Source organism: Mechercharimyces mesophilus, assembly GCF_059818345.1.
Map to the genome: position 1 here is coordinate 76,271 of NZ_JCBAPH010000007.1, position 15,964 is coordinate 92,234.

At 44.5% G+C, this 15,964-nt stretch carries 16 protein-coding genes; 5 read left to right on the plus strand and 11 right to left on the minus strand.

What is annotated here, in order from left to right; translation table 11 throughout:
- Positions 1–122: 122 nt before the first annotated feature.
- The 3 genes from AC6RGY_RS15325 to AC6RGY_RS15335 all read right to left on the minus strand — a co-directional run bounded on the left by AC6RGY_RS15325 (position 123) and on the right by AC6RGY_RS15335 (position 2,402).
- Positions 123–320, minus strand: a complete 198-nt coding sequence (locus AC6RGY_RS15325) for a hypothetical protein (protein WP_499864451.1) — start codon at positions 318–320, stop codon at positions 123–125.
- Positions 321–482: 162 nt separating this feature from the next.
- The gene (locus AC6RGY_RS15330; RefSeq protein WP_499864453.1) at positions 483–1,094 is read right to left on the minus strand and encodes a superoxide dismutase; all 612 of its coding nucleotides are present in this window, start codon (positions 1,092–1,094) and stop codon (positions 483–485) included.
- Positions 1,095–1,256: 162 nt separating this feature from the next.
- Entirely contained in the window at positions 1,257–2,402 is a 1,146-nt protein-coding gene (locus AC6RGY_RS15335) for an HAD family hydrolase (RefSeq protein WP_499864455.1), read from the minus strand.
- A gap of 260 nt (positions 2,403–2,662) precedes the next feature.
- Between AC6RGY_RS15335 and AC6RGY_RS15340 the strand changes: the two genes are divergently transcribed.
- Together AC6RGY_RS15340 and AC6RGY_RS15345 are read left to right on the plus strand one after the other, a co-directional pair.
- The gene (locus AC6RGY_RS15340) at positions 2,663–2,854 is read left to right on the plus strand and encodes an H-type small acid-soluble spore protein (RefSeq protein ID WP_499864456.1); all 192 of its coding nucleotides are present in this window, start codon (positions 2,663–2,665) and stop codon (positions 2,852–2,854) included.
- Positions 2,855–2,943: 89 nt separating this feature from the next.
- Complete coding sequence (locus tag AC6RGY_RS15345) at positions 2,944–4,572, plus strand: peptide ABC transporter substrate-binding protein (protein ID WP_499864458.1); 1,629 nt, start codon at positions 2,944–2,946, stop codon at positions 4,570–4,572.
- 168 nt (positions 4,573–4,740) lie between these two features.
- On the opposite strand, the gene AC6RGY_RS15350 is transcribed toward AC6RGY_RS15345, so the two are convergent.
- From AC6RGY_RS15350 to thiC, 4 genes are all read right to left on the minus strand, one after another.
- A complete protein-coding gene (locus AC6RGY_RS15350) occupies positions 4,741–5,733 on the minus strand; it encodes an ABC transporter permease (protein ID WP_499864462.1) in 993 nt (330 codons plus the stop codon).
- Positions 5,726–6,652, minus strand: a complete 927-nt coding sequence (locus AC6RGY_RS15355; RefSeq protein WP_499864465.1) for an ABC transporter ATP-binding protein — start codon at positions 6,650–6,652, stop codon at positions 5,726–5,728. Before AC6RGY_RS15355 ends, AC6RGY_RS15350 begins: the two co-directional genes overlap by 8 nt.
- Positions 6,642–7,460 (minus strand): GDSL-type esterase/lipase family protein, encoded by an 819-nt coding sequence (locus AC6RGY_RS15360; RefSeq protein WP_499864467.1) that lies wholly within the window; start codon positions 7,458–7,460, stop codon positions 6,642–6,644. Before AC6RGY_RS15360 ends, AC6RGY_RS15355 begins: the two co-directional genes overlap by 11 nt.
- Positions 7,461–7,977: 517 nt before the next feature.
- Positions 7,978–9,729 (minus strand): phosphomethylpyrimidine synthase ThiC, encoded by a 1,752-nt coding sequence (thiC, locus tag AC6RGY_RS15365; protein ID WP_499864468.1) that lies wholly within the window; start codon positions 9,727–9,729, stop codon positions 7,978–7,980.
- Positions 9,730–10,205: 476 nt separating this feature from the next.
- Here thiC and AC6RGY_RS15370 point away from each other — a divergent pair, with 476 nt between their 5' ends.
- The 3 genes from AC6RGY_RS15370 to AC6RGY_RS15380 all read left to right on the plus strand — a co-directional run bounded on the left by AC6RGY_RS15370 (position 10,206) and on the right by AC6RGY_RS15380 (position 10,959).
- Positions 10,206–10,352 (plus strand): sporulation protein YjcZ, encoded by a 147-nt coding sequence (locus AC6RGY_RS15370; protein ID WP_499864470.1) that lies wholly within the window; start codon positions 10,206–10,208, stop codon positions 10,350–10,352.
- A 181-nt stretch (positions 10,353–10,533) separates the two neighbouring features.
- On the plus strand, positions 10,534–10,644 hold the full coding sequence (locus AC6RGY_RS15375) for a sporulation protein YjcZ (RefSeq protein ID WP_499864472.1): 111 nt from the start codon (positions 10,534–10,536) through the stop codon (positions 10,642–10,644).
- A 189-nt stretch (positions 10,645–10,833) separates the two neighbouring features.
- The gene (locus AC6RGY_RS15380) at positions 10,834–10,959 is read left to right on the plus strand and encodes a hypothetical protein (RefSeq protein WP_499864474.1); all 126 of its coding nucleotides are present in this window, start codon (positions 10,834–10,836) and stop codon (positions 10,957–10,959) included.
- 57 nt (positions 10,960–11,016) lie between these two features.
- Here the strand turns inward: AC6RGY_RS15380 and AC6RGY_RS15385 are convergent, their stop codons facing one another.
- The 4 genes from AC6RGY_RS15385 to AC6RGY_RS15400 all read right to left on the minus strand — a co-directional run bounded on the left by AC6RGY_RS15385 (position 11,017) and on the right by AC6RGY_RS15400 (position 14,993).
- Positions 11,017–11,799: an ABC transporter permease gene (locus tag AC6RGY_RS15385; RefSeq protein ID WP_499864662.1), complete on the minus strand. Its 783-nt coding sequence runs from the start codon at positions 11,797–11,799 to the stop codon at positions 11,017–11,019.
- Positions 11,789–12,613: an ABC transporter permease gene (locus tag AC6RGY_RS15390; protein ID WP_499864476.1), complete on the minus strand. Its 825-nt coding sequence runs from the start codon at positions 12,611–12,613 to the stop codon at positions 11,789–11,791. The genes AC6RGY_RS15385 and AC6RGY_RS15390 overlap by 11 nt, the downstream gene beginning before the upstream one ends.
- Positions 12,610–13,602: an ABC transporter ATP-binding protein gene (locus AC6RGY_RS15395; RefSeq protein WP_499864478.1), complete on the minus strand. Its 993-nt coding sequence runs from the start codon at positions 13,600–13,602 to the stop codon at positions 12,610–12,612. Before AC6RGY_RS15395 ends, AC6RGY_RS15390 begins: the two co-directional genes overlap by 4 nt.
- Positions 13,603–14,084: 482 nt before the next feature.
- A complete protein-coding gene (locus tag AC6RGY_RS15400; RefSeq protein ID WP_499864480.1) occupies positions 14,085–14,993 on the minus strand; it encodes an endonuclease/exonuclease/phosphatase family protein in 909 nt (302 codons plus the stop codon).
- Positions 14,994–15,964 lie beyond the last annotated feature (971 nt).

The following is a 15,964-nucleotide window of genomic DNA, read 5'->3' on the forward strand; positions in this document are numbered from 1 at the left end:
TTTCACCTTCTACATTTGAGCATTGCCGGCTGAGAGATACCGGTTTAAAATTTCTGATATTACATGATCTTACTTGACCTTACATGATCTTACTTGATCTTTTTTCTTATATTCGGATTGAATTAATTCATGTCACAGCCGATGTTAACCGTCCAATTATTCCAGTCGAGTCCACCAGAGAAGCTACCGCCTTTGTATGCACAGTATGCAGCTGCACCGCCTGCTACAATAATAGCAATGATGGCCACAACGGTCCATTCTACTGCATCGTTTTCGCTTACCTCATTAGCAAAGTTTACTTGTGGTTTTACGTAGTTCATCCAATCATCTCCCCACATCTATTATCTCTCAGCCGACAATACGTATATTGTAAGTCATTATATGTATATTGTAAATATAAAATTTAATAAAAATGCGTAAAAAACAAGAAAGTAAGAACCCCCTATTCCTTGAAAGAAATAGGGGGTTCTCCGAAGTAATCTTTATTTTGCTTCTTGGAATCGTTTATTAACTTCTTCCCAGTTAACAACATTCCAGAATGCATCAATATAAGCCGGACGCTTATTTTGATATTTTAGGTAGTATGCATGTTCCCACACATCCAGACCTAAAATGGGTGTATCCCCATCCATCAGCGGTGTATCTTGGTTCAGTGTACTGGTGATAGCTAACTTCCCGTTGGACACAACCAACCATGCCCAACCGCTACCAAAGCGTGTAGTAGCCGCTGTTTTAAACTGGTCTTTGAACGTATCAAAGCTACCAAAGGTAGATTCAATCGCCGAAGCCAGCTCACCTGTGGGTGCTCCGCCTCCGTTCGGGCTAAGAATCTGCCAGAACAAGGAGTGGTTGGCATGGCCTCCACCGTTGTTTCTCACTGCGGTCTGGATGCTCTCCGGTACTTCATTCAACTTGCTCATCAACTGCTCGATCGATTGCTCTGCCAAGGTGCTGTGACCTTCCAAAGCTGCATTTAATTTATCCACGTAAGCTTTGTGGTGACGGTCATGGTGAATCTCCATTGTTTGGGCATCAATGTGTGGTTCCAATGCATTAAACTCGTACGGAAGTGATGGCAATTCAAATTTTGGCATGAAAGACCCTCCTATATGTAGTCTAGGATCAAAAGGTTATCGCCTCTAATGGCTTCTACTCTCTGATTACCCGCTTTCATTATGAAGAAAACCTCCAAGAAAATCAATCTTTTCGAAAAAAGTGTGTTGGTGCAAACCTCCTATTCGACTTCCTCAAGGCGCTTATTCCTCACTCCAGACGGTAGAAAGCTCACTCACATCGCGCAAAATATAGTCTGCCTGCAAGGAAATAAATTTATCCCTTGCCTTTTCACCCGATAATCCTGTTAGTGTAGCCGCAAAGCGAGCACCCATCTTTTTCGCTGCCAACAAATCTGCCACAGAATCCCCCACGATAAGAATTTGTTCAGCCTGCGGGAGAGGAAGCGATGCGGTCATCGCAGGTTCTCGTCCTTGATCCAGACCCAACCATCCTTGAATGTAAGTATATGGATGTGGCTTCCCCCATGATTGCTCGGGTGACAATTGACTCGCGTCCATCACCTCGGTCGCAGTTACAATGCGGTTAGAATCAAAGGAGGAGAGCAAATCCAACTCCTTCAAAGGTACGATTGCCTCTAAGCGCGGGCGACCTGTCCCAATACCAATCTGCGCGCCTCTTGCTTTGGTTTGTGATAACACTTGACGCACCCTTTCCGTTGGTACCAGAGGAACTTCTTGATGAAGAAATCCTTCCTTTCCTTTTGTGCGAAGTGGGACGTTCTCCGTCTCTAGGAACCACTTCTCTCCAAGGTACCATTCTTGAAATAGATCTCTTCCTAGTAACCACCAAAACCCATCACGAGAGAAAAAGGAATAATCGATATCCAGCTGATGGCTCGCATATCGATTGAGTGAGACAAGGATATCTTCTTTATCATGAAAATGGCTTGATAAGAGTTCGATAAAAGCAGCATAGTCGGGTTTAAGCGATTCCCCTCTCTTCTTTATCTCGCGACGAATCTGAGAAAAAAGCGCTTGTTCTTGTTCCTTTTCTGAGCTGGAAGCAAGGGGTTCGGGAGTCGTTGGCGTAAAGCGTATCCTCTCGAATAGTTGGACCAGTTGGACACCAAAGACGAGCGTCACCATATCCCAGTTAGAGTTAACCCCTCGTTCTTTCAGCCAACGGAGGATTTGATCATCTTGAAAGATTTGCTGGCGAATGCGCCGGATTTCTTCATCTGAAGGGAGTGTCGTAAAGGATTCTCCTTCCAAGCCCAAATAACTTGGATGATACAGAAGCTCCCACACCGTAAGAGCCGAAGCATCAAAGCATCGCTCTTCACTTAGAAACACGCCGTCCACATCAAATAAAATATAACGAAACATCCCTTCCCCTCCCTCTCTTTTATCAGGTTTGATAACGTTAACCTTAATCGGATTTTTTTGAATTGGACTTATGAGACAAAATCGAACACTGACGATTCCATTATCCAAACGATTGAGCATAGCAACAGGAAAGTAAACGAGGTGTCAATCACCAGGAATTTTACTGGGACGCCATTCCTCTCTCATCATAGTTTAGACCTTCTCCGTACATACTACAAGCAAAGGCGTACGATATTTGATAAGGAAAAGGAGAGTGTTTGATGGATACCCTACGTGCACAGCAAATATATGAATCGCCCGATCATATCCCTGTCTTCTATCAAGATGAACAAATCTGGATTCAGCATGTCGATCAGCGTTCGGCAACCGCTCGCATCACCTTATTGAAGGATAAAGAAGCAGAACAAAGTGTACCGATTGCCGAGTTAAAAGAACAAGGAAGAATGCAATAACCAATCGTTAGTCAAAACTCCTTCATCCTTCAATTAAAGAGAATGATCAAAAAGATTTTCAACACGGTTTCCGTAAGGGAGGGTGAAAAATGAAGCCTCGCCTACCTCGTCACCTATATGCCTTCTACTTGTTCGTCTCCCTCCTCCTCATGATAACCAGTGCTTGTGGCACGGTGAATATAGAAGAGGGTAGTCAGGAGTCCATTACAGCTAAGACCCAACACCTCATGCTGACGACCAAACGCGATCTAATTACCTTGGATAGCACGCAAGGAAATGACATTGGGTCCCGCAATGTATTGGAAAATACAATGGAAGGCTTAATGCGGATCGACAAAGAAGGGAATGCTTCTGAAGCAATCGCGGAACGTGTCGAGTTAAGCGAGGATAAGAAAACGTATACCTTTCATTTGCGCGATGCCTATTGGAGTGACGAGGAACCTGTCACGGCAGACGATTTTTCCTATGCTTGGTTTCGCACCCTTCAATCAAAAGGGAATAACACGTTTTTTCATCTGTTTGATTCCATTAAAAATGCAAAAGCGTACTCACATGGCGAAAAGGAAAAAGGAGAAGTAGGGTTCAAGGTGGTTGATAAAAAGACGCTAGAAGTTACACTCGAAAAGCCGACCCCCTATTTCTTACACCTTGTTGCCATGACCCCATTTTATCCGCAGCGCAAGGAGAGCGTAGAAAAAGAAGGGGATGAATACGGACAAGATCCTGCAACTTTACTTTATAATGGTCCATTTGCCCTAGCAGAATGGAAGCCAAAAGAAAAATATACGTTGGTCAAGAACAAAGCCTATTGGGACCGCAATCAAGTTGGTTTAGAAAAAGTAACCGTCCACATTATCAAAAGAACAGCCGATAGTGTCAATATGTATAATGCGGGGGAAACGGATATCACTCCGCTGGATTTAGACTTTACAGCAGCCTACAGTGGAACAGCACAATATGTAGAGCAAGCAAGAACGGGAACGGTCTCATTGCTCCTAAATACAAAGAAGAAAGCCTTCAGGGAACAGACGATTCGCTCGGCACTTAGTCTTGGCATTAACCGCGAATCCCTGGTAACAGACATATTGAAAGAAGGAGCTGATCGTGGTGGAAACCTCGTCCCTCCTTCCCTCACACTTAATGGGGAACCCCTACGCGATTATCCTCTTCAAACTTTTGATCCAGAAGAAGCCGTGAAACAGTGGAAAAAAGGGGTAAAGGATGGGGAGATCTCTGCCCTCACCCTATTGATCCTAGATGAGGATGCTCCCACCCAAGTGGCAAACTTCCTGCAAGAACAATGGAAGAAATATTTAGGAATAGAGATCGATATCACAGCGGTTGACGCAAAAGAGAAACTTAAGAGAGAGCAGGAAGGGGACTTCGACCTGTCACTCTCGTTTCTACAAGGAGATTATCATGATCCACTCGCATTGCTTTCTCTATTCACTAGTGACAGCGAAACCAATGTCGGCAAGTGGAAAAGTGATAAGTTTGACAGATTAATAGAAAAATCCGGTGAAACCACCGATTCCAATGATCGAGCCAATCAACTAAGGAGAGCGGAACAACAACTCCTTGAAGAAGTGGCTCTCATTTCACTTTACTATCCCAAAGATACCTATCTACAAAAACCAGAAGTAAAAGAGATTTCTCGGCAACCTTTTGGTGCAGACTTCTCTTTAAAGTGGACGTATATGGAGAAGCGTGAAGAATAATGCTTACTCGTATCCATCCTCACAAAGGGACAAGCCTGTTCCTTTTGTGAGGATCAGCAATATAGATGGAGTCCTCCATCTATTCAACGCACAGAAAGAGGGAGCCACTAGAGCTCCCTCTCCCCTCGCTTCGACAAGGATTCCACCTTCAAGCGATACCCACCCATCCTACGCAAGTACATCACGTCGCGTAAAGACAGCGAAAGCCACAAGCAAACTAAGGAGAGCAGACACAAAGAGGACAGTGAGGGAAAAAAGAAGGCTCATTCCTTCGATTAATAGCGGTTCTCCTGAGAGATAGTCCACCAATTGCAGATTGGTAAAAGGAACATATTTAACTGCATTCCAAGTGGGTGCCACTTGCGCGAGCAATCCCCCCGTAACCAGCGCTGCCATCATAATCCCCATACTCGCAGCCGTACTCCGGACAAGCACAGATACCATGAAGGACATGGTCGCTACTGCCATGCAAGCAAACCAACCTAGGCCAAAGGCCATCAGGATATATTGCCATTGTGGCACCATATGCACTTGATCCATCAACAGTTCGCCCCCGCTCTCTTCAAAGCCAGTCAAGACCGGCATGGTCCAGCCCTGATAGCCAAAGATCACTCCCGAAAGCAAGTAAGCCAACACAAGTGTGGCCGCTAAGATCAAGGAAACCACAAGGGAAAGAGCAATATATTTACTTAGGAGCACTTTCCAGCGACGGATGGGCCGCGTTAATAAGATCTTAATCGTGCCACTGCCATATTCCGATGAAACCAAATCAGATGCAACCACCACCATTAAGAGTGGAAGGAACAGTGTCACACCTTCCTCCATAAATCCTCTGACAAAGGTAGGAGCACCTGGCACCATCGGATTCACGTCATGGTCTAGGTAATACTGCTGCCGTTGAATCTTCATCTCCAACCAAGATTTCCATTCTGCTGGCATACTATTAGAGGAGATTCGATTCTGGTCATTCACGATCTCTTGTTGTAAGAGGGAACGCCAGTCGGTTGTACCCATCTGCTCCATCACAGACTGCGCATTATGGTATTGCGCATAGGCAAATATGGGGATGACGATGGCCAAAATCAAGAGAACAACCAACATGCGTTTTTTTCGCACCACTTTTAATAATTCGTTATAAACCAACCCGCTCATGCTACGCACCTTGATCCCCCCCTGTCAATGCCAAAAAGACATCTTCTAAGCTACTGCTTCGTTGCCGCATTTCCATTACCTGAATCCCTTCTTCTACTAGTTTTTTGTTAACAGCTGAGATACGTTCCACTGGTAGAAGAGAGGTAAGGCGCATTCCTTCAATCGTTTCTATCTGAGTCACATCAGGAATGCTTGCTAGAATCTCTTTTGCTCTTGCCGTAGGGGATACACGCCATTCTACACGGATATCCTCATCCAACAACTCTCCTACCTTACCCGTCTTCACAATCTCACCTTCATGGATAATGGCAATTCGGTCACATAAAAGTTGCACTTCATGCAAAATGTGACTGGAGACAAAGACACTAATTCCATGCTCATGAGCCAAGCGACGAATAAAGTGACGCATCTCTCTTATCCCTGCTGGATCCAAACCATTCGTGGGCTCGTCCAGAATTAATAGTTTGGGGTTTCCCAGTAGTGCCTGCGCAATTCCCAAGCGTTGCCTCATCCCTAAGGAATAGGTCTCTACCTTATCTTCTATTCGCGGGGACAGCTCGACCAATTCTACTACTTCATCGATGCGATCTGTCGTTACATCTCCTTGCATACGAGCAAAAACTTCAAGATTTTCTCGCCCCGAAAGGTAAGGATACATCTCCGGATTCTCCACGATGCAACCCACATGTCGAATCGCATCAAGAAAATTTCTTTGTAGATCAAAGCCTCCTAGACGAATGCTCCCTGTCGTCGGCCGGATTAACCCTACTAACATGCGTATGGTCGTCGTTTTCCCCGCTCCATTGGGACCGAGAAAGCCAAAGATTTCACCTGGTCCCACTTCAAATGAAAGATTGCGCACAATTTCACGCTTGCCAATGCGCTTGCTTAAATGACTTACTGTTAATACATCGCCGTTATTCTGCACGTTCACCATCCCCCTCTCGTTCGATTCCCTTCATCGTCTGCAAAAGGCGGTCCGCCATGATTTCATACCCTTCTTGATTAGGATGAAAGTCATCCGAATATAGATACCGTTCTGCATCCAACTGAAAGAGGTCGTAGGTAGGAATGACGACAATTCCCTCTTCCTGATAAGCCACTTGCCGGATAACGTCATTCCACTCTCGCACCAAGGTAGAGGTCGTTTGTCCATTTTCCAACTGACCAAATGGATTGTACAAGCCATAGATAAAGATAGTCGCTCCCTCATTCTGCTGGCGAATCTCTTTCACCATCTGCCTCAGGTTTTCTTCATATGTATCTCGGGTGCGTGCCGATTCCTCCACATCCACACTCATCAGATCACCACTTCCACGAAATAAATCGTTCCCCCCGATGGAGATCGTGATCCACTTTGCTCTTTGCAAATGCCCTTGTACCCCCTGCTTTTGCATCTGTTCTAAGAGTTCACTAGAAGTTTTCCCTTTCACACCAAGATTGACAGCGGTCAACTCTTCTCCATATTGGGAATGCAAGGCATCGCGAACTCGGCCAAAATAACCTTGTCCACTGTTATCTCCTGTCCCCTTGGTAATCGAGTCACCCAATCCCACGAGCAACCCTCCCTTTTCATCTGGGATGGAAGAAGAGGGCGTCGCTTCTCCTCTGTACTCCTCTCCACCTAAGTATTGATGATCATAAAGTGCCAGGCCCAATCCCCCTATCCAGAGAAGACACATAACAAGCGCAAACAGAGATAATAAGATCCAGCTAAAGCGTCCTTTGATTCTCATGATGTTCCCCTTTCTCTCTTATCCGAATTAAAAGATTAAAGGACCTCCTTCGTACTCATGATAGGTACAAGAAAGATGCGTTTGGTTAAACAAAAGCATCCCTTACCTCTATATCCATTCATTATAGCCGAAAATCATAGGTTCCTCTATTCAGTGGGTAATACTCTTCCCTGCGCTTTCTACTGGCAAACTTATTTATTTTATTAGAATATGCGCGCATAAAAAAGGCGGCCTCTAATCGAGACCGCTATGCCAATCATTTGAGGTTGCCAAATCACTTCCAAATGCCAAATGCGAAATTCATCAGGGGTCTTCACCCTGCTTCCTCTCTAAAAGAAGAAGCCTTAGGGTCCATCTTCAAGCAAAGAGGAGACCAGAGGATTTAGCTTGGGTAAATAATGTTTCAGTTGAGCAACATTATTTACATCAGTCTAACTAAGCTTCTCTTAGTTGTCAAGTAAAAAAATAGAACTGAAAAAGCCACGTACTCGCCCCTTCAGTTCCATTTCCTTTTTATCTAGCGATAAATCTTCGCCCCGTCTTGGCGGAATTCTTTTGCCTTCTCTTTCATCCCCTCTTTATGTGCCTCAAAAACATCCAAGCCATTCTCTGCTGCAAACTCACGAATATCTTGACTGATGCGCATACTACAAAACTTTGGGCCACACATCGAACAAAAATGAGCCGTCTTCGCAGGTTCCGCCGGTAAAGTTTCATCATGGTACGCAATGGCACGTTGTGGATCAAGCGAGAGATGAAATTGATCATGCCAACGGAATTCAAAGCGAGCTTTCGACAAGGCATCGTCACGCACTTGTGCACCCGGGTGACCCTTGGCGAGATCCGCTGCGTGCGCAGCAATCTTGTAGGCGATCACGCCTTCCTTTACATCCTCCCGATTGGGCAGTCCCAAGTGCTCCTTCGGTGTCACATAACACAACATCGCCGTTCCATGCCAACCAATAATGGCTGCTCCAATTGCCGAAGTGATATGGTCATAGCCAGGAGCAATATCCGTGGTCAGAGGTCCCAATGTATAGAAAGGAGCACCTTGGCAAATCTCTTGTTCAATGTCCACATTCTCTTTGATTTTATGCATAGGAACGTGTCCTGGACCTTCAATCATAACTTGCACATCATACTCCCAAGCAATCTGCGTCAACTCACCCAATGTTCGTAGTTCAGCAAATTGGGCTTCATCATTGGCATCAGCAATCGAACCTGGACGTAGACCATCCCCCAATGAGACAGAAATATCATAAGCAGCTAAAATCTCGCAGATCTCACGGAAATGCGTGTACAAGAAGTTTTCTTCGTGATAAGCCAGACACCAAGCGGCGAGAATCGAACCTCCTCGTGAAACAATGCCTGTTGTCCGCTCAGCAGTCATCGGAACATAGCGCAACAGCACCCCGGCATGGATCGTAAAGTAATCCACCCCTTGTTCCGCTTGCTCAATCAGCGTATCGCGGTAAATCTCCCACGTTAGTGCTTCCGGTTTTCCTCCTACCTTCTCAAGTGCTTGATAAATCGGTACGGTTCCCACAGGAACAGGCGAGTTACGAATAATCCACTCACGAGTCGTGTGAATATCTTTACCTGTTGATAAATCCATGATATTGTCGGCTCCCCAGTGAGTCGCCCAACGCATTTTTTCTACTTCCGCTTCAATCGAGGAGGTAACCGCAGAGTTTCCGATGTTTGCATTGATTTTCACGTGGAAATTTTTACCGATGATCATCGGTTCACTCTCGGGGTGATTGATATTAGAAGGAATAATCGCACGCCCACTCGCCACTTCTTCTCTCACAAATTCCGGGTCCATTTTTTCCCTGATCGCAACAAACTCCATCTCGGGTGTAATGATTCCCTGTTTGGCATAATGCATCTGCGTAACAATCTTCCCCTGTTTGGCACGAAGAGGTCGTGATTTGACGTTAGGGAACACCTCACGCGAACTTTTCTCTTCAGAGTGATAGCCATTGTCCAGTGGCTGAATTTTCCGTGCTTGATACTCTTCTACATCCCCACGCTCCATGACCCACTTGGTTCGCAGTGGAGACAATCCCTTGCGTAAATCAATCGTCACATCCTTATCCGTATAGGGACCACTACAATCATAAACTCGAACAGGCTCGTTTTCCTCTTCTCCAAATCGGCCCGTCGTTTTAGAGAGTTCGATCTCACGCATCGGAACTCGGATATCGGGACGCGAACCGACTTGATATACCTTACGGCTATTGGGAAAATCCATTTCATTCTTACTCATCAAAACACTCCTAATAGTAAGTATTTATTATCCTTATGGTTACCCTGACCCTTTGACTATCTTTTTTTTGACAACAAAAAAAGCCGCAATCAGCGTAGCGACTTCTTGTAGAAAAGGAGGCGTTATCGTAGAGCCTACTTCTCCCAATATCCTTCCTACGCTGGCATTACCCAGATCAGGTGTACCGGTCGGCGTAGAGTTCCCGCCCTCTCAGCCTGGCTTCTCCAAGCTCCCGTCTTATTCGGTTTTGCATTCAACACATCTACGGATCATGATCATCCGTCTAGGAAGAGTATATACCAGCGCTGGAAGTTTATCAACCAGTAACGCTGTAATAGCAGGCATTATTCATTATGATCCAGAGAGAAATCTATCTAGTTCAAACGCCCTTTTCTCCTTAACCAAGGCATCTACCCTCTCCATATTTGACCTCCGACATACATATATATAGAAACCTACCGGAGGAGGAATGCCATATGGGTAGTAGTTATAGCGGTGGTTATGGTGGTTATGGTGGTTATGGTGGCTACGGTTCGGGATTTGGGTACAAAAGCCTCTTGATCTTCTTACTTGTCATTGCCACCATCTTTGTCTTCGTCTGTTCTGGATGCGGTATATACTAAATAATCTAGGTATCCAGCAAGAAAGCCACTTTCCCTAATGGAAGGTGGCTTTTCTCTTTTCACTTACGTTTAACCCACCACCTATGACACTCGCCTTTTTCCACTAAAAGCAGGCATTCACCCGCTCACATCTCCCTAAATTACATACCTTATAGAGACACCTGAAAAGGAGGAATGTGTCATGAGTGGTGGATATGGAGGTTATGGAATTGGCTTTGGTTACAAAAGCCTCTTGATCTTCTTGCTCGTTATTGCAACCATCTTTGTCTTTGTCTGTGCAGGCTACTGCTAAAGAGGTTGCCATACGAGAAAACCGCTTTCCCTCCGGGTAAGCGGTTCTTTCTTATTCATTAACCGATTCCAGCGTCATTCCTATGAATGTTACAATTGCCTGTTTTCGCTTCTTAAAGGCATCCACCCTGGCAAATTATCTGTTATTACATAACGTATATATTGAAATGAGGAAAAGGAGGTATGCAATGTGAGTGGTGGTTGTGGCGGTGGTTATTACTACGGCGGTGGCGGTTTTGGCTACAAAAGCTTATTAATCTTCTTACTTGTTATCGCGACGATTTTTGTTTTCGTATGCGGATGTGGCCTTTACTAGGTTTGCAGCATATAGGGAAGCCGCTTTCACCTCGAAAGCGGCTTCCTACATACTTCCTTACATCCTTAGGCCAATCATATTGCCTGATTCGTAGCGCCGCAGTCCACGGTAGAAGACATAGATACTTAAGAAGAAAATCCCACCGATCGCTGCTGTTACTTGAAGTGTAAACATCCAGGAGAAGTTTCGTATAAAAGCGACCGGTAAGACGCTAATCAATCCTGCTGGAAGAAGCGTAAACAAGAGAATCCGTGTCACTCCATGAAAGATATCGATCGGGTAGGTTTGAAACATAATCAAGGCATTAAAGACTTGCATCGCCACTCCTTCAGCATTGCCCATATAGAAAGCAAGGCTTTGCACCAAGATCATCATCCCCATAATTAATAATCCGGTTAATAGCTGAGCATAACAAAACCGCAAAAGAGAGGTTATACCATCTCCGATGAAGAAAAAAAGCAACCAGGCAAAAAGCATATCGCCCCAGGCAGACAGATTCATGCGGCTAACGAGTAAATGAGGCAACACTGGCTTGGGAAGAGCGAGATATACATCCAACTGTCCGTGGGCAGTCAGATGCGCCAAACGAAAGGTATTACCAAAGAAAGCATTTACCCAGCCAAACCCTCCTGCTGCGATCGCCCACAAGTACAAAATATCGGTCATTTCCCATCCCTTGATGACAGGAAATTGACGAAAATACACCCACCAAAAGAGGATCCATACGCCGTTGTTTAGTAACATAGATAACATTTGTGCCAAGAAACTCGCACGAAATTCCATCGCTCCCTGCCAATTTGCTCGCCAGTATGCAAATAGATAACGGTATTTAGCCACCATTGAGATCAAGCTTCTTCACCCCCATTCGATAGACCCAGCTGACCCACCCAATCGCTACGACTGCCCAACCCAATTGACCTAGCCATAATCCCCACCACGCTCCCCCTTCTTCCATCACCATCATTTTTGCCGGAAGGTACACGATGGCTTGGAAGGGAAGAAGTCGAGTAATCGATTCCAACCAATCGGGGAAAATCTCGAGCGGTAACATCATGCCCCCCAGAGTCATCATCAGTCGTGTATACATCAGTTCAAAACCACGTACTTCTTCCGTCCAGAAAGCAAGTAGCGCAATGCTCATGGAAAAACAATAATGAATGACCACAGCCACAACAAGAAATAGAACAAACCGGCCCATCTGCCCCCAGGATAACTGCGGGAAGCCAAATAAGAAAAAGATGAGTCCTCCTCCGACGATCAGATTAACTCCCAATCGCAAACAAAACTCCGCAATAAAAGCACTCCAATGGTAGCCGAGGTAAGAAAGAGGGCGAATGAGATACGTTGCCACTCCTCCTCCCTTCACATCCTGCTCTACTCCCTCAGACAACCTGGGATAGGCCATGATCATGGCTTCCGTTATAAGCAAATACCACATCAACATGGGGAGGGAAAATCCCTCGATCTCTGTTTTCCCAGTGACGTCATACGTTACCGACCACAATTGTGTAAAAACAAAAAGGACGATGAGTAAAAAGAATGTACGGACAAAAAAATCATAGAGATAGACCCACTGATTTTTTAGCGTCATGGTAAAGATAGCTACATACTTTCTCCCATTCGCCCGTTTTACATAGTGATTGAGGGGAATCATGTATCTGCCCTCCGTTTCCTCTGATAAATCGCCGTCATCACCTCGTCCAATGAAGGATCAGCGATACTTAAGTCTTGAATGGTCACCCTCTCTACCAATTTTCCAATGACCTCATCCATCGAAGTTTGTTTGGTATCCAGTTTCATCTTCACGCCTTTTCCCGTTTGCTTTATTATCTCGGTCCCCTTCACCTCCCATTTTTCCAGTGGCTCTGTTAACTTCAAATGAATCACCTTGTGCGTCAATACCTCCCTTTTCAATTGTTGCACTGGGGCATCCCACACAATCTCCCCATGATTAATGACGACTGCTCGCTCGCATAAAGACTCGATATCTCCTGGATCGTGAGAAGTGAGAAAGACGGTTACTCCCTCCTCTTTATTTAACTTGCGAATCATCTGTCGGATGGACTGCTTCACGATGACATCCATGCCGATTGTGGGTTCATCCAAAAATAAAATCTCTGGGTTATGCATAAGTGCTGCTGCCATCTCACACCGCATCCGCTCTCCCAAAGAAAGCTTCCTTACCGGTGTCGACAGATAAGATTCCAAGGCAAATATCTCAACCAGTTGGTCACGCCTCTGGCGGAAAACCTTCCGTGGCAACTCATATATACTTGCCATTAAAGAGAAGGTATCTGCAGGGGGCAAGTGATACCATAGCTGTGACTTCTGACCGAATACCGCTCCAATGCGAAAGCCGAGCTCTCTTCGTTCTTTCCATGGAACCATCCCCAATACGGAAAGTTCTCCTCTACTAGGATGAAGAATGCCCGTTAGCATTTTTATGGTTGTTGACTTCCCTGCCCCATTGGGACCCAAAAATGCAATCCGCTCCCCTTTCTCTACTTGAAAATCAATTCGATTTACCGCCACTTTCTCTTCCATCACCGGTTTCACAAGCGACCTAAGGCTCCCTTTAAACCCTGGCTGTTTTCGTTTCATGCGAAAACGCTTCTCCAATCCTTTGGCTTCAATAATCGTCAATGGTTAGCTCCCCTTCTCTCCAATTTACTTCTCTACTTCTTTATCAGGGTAAAACAAAAAAGCCCCTCGCTAGGTTCCACATGGGGAACCTTCCGCGAAAGGCTTTTTTCCTTACGGTGTAGCGCTGCGAAAGATCGCTTAGCGCCTAGTGTCGCTCGGACCAGTCCTGTGAAAAGGCGAAAACAGATCCTTCTCCTCAGCGGAACCCTAGACACTCTTCCCTAATTTATTAAGAGTCATTATACAGAGATTGGAGAGGATTGGCAAGGGATCATTTTGAATTCTTCATAGAGGTAAGCACTGAGGGAGAATGATGATCATCAAGTCTACCTTTCACTCTCTCTTTCGTAGTAAAGTGGAACCATGTCTAGAATTTGAGAGGAATAAAGGAGCTTTCCTTCGAGATAAAAGGCATCATGACTGCTCTTTTCTCCATCAATTAAAAACGGCCTCCCTTCTCTAGGAAGCCGTTTTCTTTCTTCTTAATAATTTTCGTACCCAATAACTGGGTTATGATTGGAATACCAATTGTGCTTTTTCGTAGTAAATTTCAGAGGCTTAAACACTTTCCATGTTGGTGAAGTAACGTGAAGGGTTTCATTGGTCCAATTGGTCGGCTGAGCATGACCGGAGCGAGTGAAGATAAAATCTAACCGCTGATCATCTTGTTTAATTGGTTCTTCCACCCCGAGAGTTTGCAGGGCAGTCGCATATTCTTCTGGTCGTGCGTCAGGCTGGGGTTGAAGATTAAAGTCTCCACCCATAAATATTTTTTCATCTTTGGGGATGTTTTGGCTTTCGATGAATTGGTTTATCTCTTCCATTTGGGATTTCTTCACTTTTACATGCTCATCTTTTCCACCTGATTGAAGGTGAGTAGCGATAATGTGGATGTTCTCACCATTTTTGTCGATACGAGCATAGGCAAACCCTTTACCAGTATACTCTTCACCTTTGGAGCCTTTTTTGTAGATATACTGGATCTTTTCTTTGATGGGCCATTTACTTAGGATGGCCACACCTCCATCTTCTACCTTCATCCAAGAATAATCACCTTTTGTTTTGTCCCACCCCGATTTACTTCTGCCTACAACAGGAGTTTGGTGCGGGTATTGATCCTTTAGTTTCTTCATGAGGAGATCAGAGGCTTCGTTATCAAACATCTCTTGGAAAGTGACGACATCATGTCCTTTAACATAATCCGCTTTGGCAATAAGCTTAGCACGGTCCATTTGTCCGGTATTGGCAACGAGTTGAGGAAAGAGGTATACATTGTGTGTCAGCATTTTAAATCTGTTGTCGGTTTCAATCTCACTTTCATTTCCACTCGCAACAGCTGAGTTCGGGATAATACAAACAAATAATAAAATAGCAATTAACAATTTTTTCATAGAAATGTCATCCTAATAGATGACGTCCCCTCCCTTTACGTAAGACTATTACTAACTTACTACATATTAGCCTCTCATACAAGTTAAAGATTTAAAAACTATTTGAAAATAATGTGTAAATATGTTCTATTGACAGTCTCTTGAAGAAATTATAAAGAGAATAATATCCATTTATATATATAGTAATGGTTGATTGGCTCCTTCATCTTTGATATTTCTTTATGCTGATACGAAGTCACCGGTGAGTAGATCTAAAAATATAAAACCCATCGCCCATCCCTTGTAGCCAGGGATGGGCGATGGGTTTTTCCGTAGAGGAATGGGAGTGGTTTTCCCCGATCTCCTCGATGAAAAGAGGAGATCGAGAAAACCGCTTATAGTTTAGTAGTAAGCTCCGCCTCTACAGAAAGCGAATATAACTGCTACGAGGAGTATGAAGCAAAGTAAACCAATACCAGAAAATCCACATCTACCACTCATTCTATTTCCTCCTTTCCCTATTCTCATATTATAAATATGTGGAAATAGAAATTATGTAAGTGCGAATATCATAGTCTGGAAAAATAGGCTTAGATTCATAGTTGGAATAGCGATTAGAAATTCAATCGTGCATAAAGCGAGATGAAAGGAGGAGGCAGAAACAGCAGTATTTCTTTCTAGATGATGTCCAAATAGCATATACCCTGTTTGCACAACTGCACTTTGCTCAGATAGGATTAATCACTGGATAAATAAATCAGTGATATATACTCCGAACTAGTGGAGTGATTGCCTCTCGGTCGCTGGTTGCTATGCTAGTTTTCCCAACAAGGGGGTTTTCTCCACATCAGGCATGGATATATACTAGGTATTAGGAAAATAGTAGAAAGGGGGAGGAACGCGATTTTGAGAGAAAAAAAAATGAAATACATAATAATTGGATATTGGGCTTTGCTATCGCGATTGTTTTCAGTGTCAGTTTCGATAATTGG

Excerpts from the sequence above, each read along its gene's own strand:
- AC6RGY_RS15335 (WP_499864455.1), bottom strand. The coding sequence starts at position 2,402 with ATGTTTCGTTATATTTTATTTGATGTGGACGGCGTGTTTCTAAGTGAA.
- AC6RGY_RS15340 (WP_499864456.1), top strand. The coding sequence starts at position 2,663 with ATGGATACCCTACGTGCACAGCAAATATATGAATCGCCCGATCATATC.
- thiC (WP_499864468.1), bottom strand. The coding sequence starts at position 9,729 with ATGAGTAAGAATGAAATGGATTTTCCCAATAGCCGTAAGGTATATCAA.
- AC6RGY_RS15390 (WP_499864476.1), bottom strand. The coding sequence starts at position 12,613 with ATGATTCCCCTCAATCACTATGTAAAACGGGCGAATGGGAGAAAGTAT.
- AC6RGY_RS15370 (WP_499864470.1), top strand. The coding sequence starts at position 10,206 with ATGGGTAGTAGTTATAGCGGTGGTTATGGTGGTTATGGTGGTTATGGT.
- AC6RGY_RS15375 (WP_499864472.1), top strand. The coding sequence starts at position 10,534 with ATGAGTGGTGGATATGGAGGTTATGGAATTGGCTTTGGTTACAAAAGC.
- AC6RGY_RS15345 (WP_499864458.1), top strand. The coding sequence starts at position 2,944 with ATGAAGCCTCGCCTACCTCGTCACCTATATGCCTTCTACTTGTTCGTC.
- AC6RGY_RS15385 (WP_499864662.1), bottom strand. The coding sequence starts at position 11,799 with ATGGTGGCTAAATACCGTTATCTATTTGCATACTGGCGAGCAAATTGG.
- AC6RGY_RS15400 (WP_499864480.1), bottom strand. The coding sequence starts at position 14,993 with ATGAAAAAATTGTTAATTGCTATTTTATTATTTGTTTGTATTATCCCG.
- AC6RGY_RS15330 (WP_499864453.1), bottom strand. The coding sequence starts at position 1,094 with ATGCCAAAATTTGAATTGCCATCACTTCCGTACGAGTTTAATGCATTG.
- AC6RGY_RS15325 (WP_499864451.1), bottom strand. The coding sequence starts at position 320 with ATGAACTACGTAAAACCACAAGTAAACTTTGCTAATGAGGTAAGCGAA.
- AC6RGY_RS15360 (WP_499864467.1), bottom strand. The coding sequence starts at position 7,460 with ATGAGAATCAAAGGACGCTTTAGCTGGATCTTATTATCTCTGTTTGCG.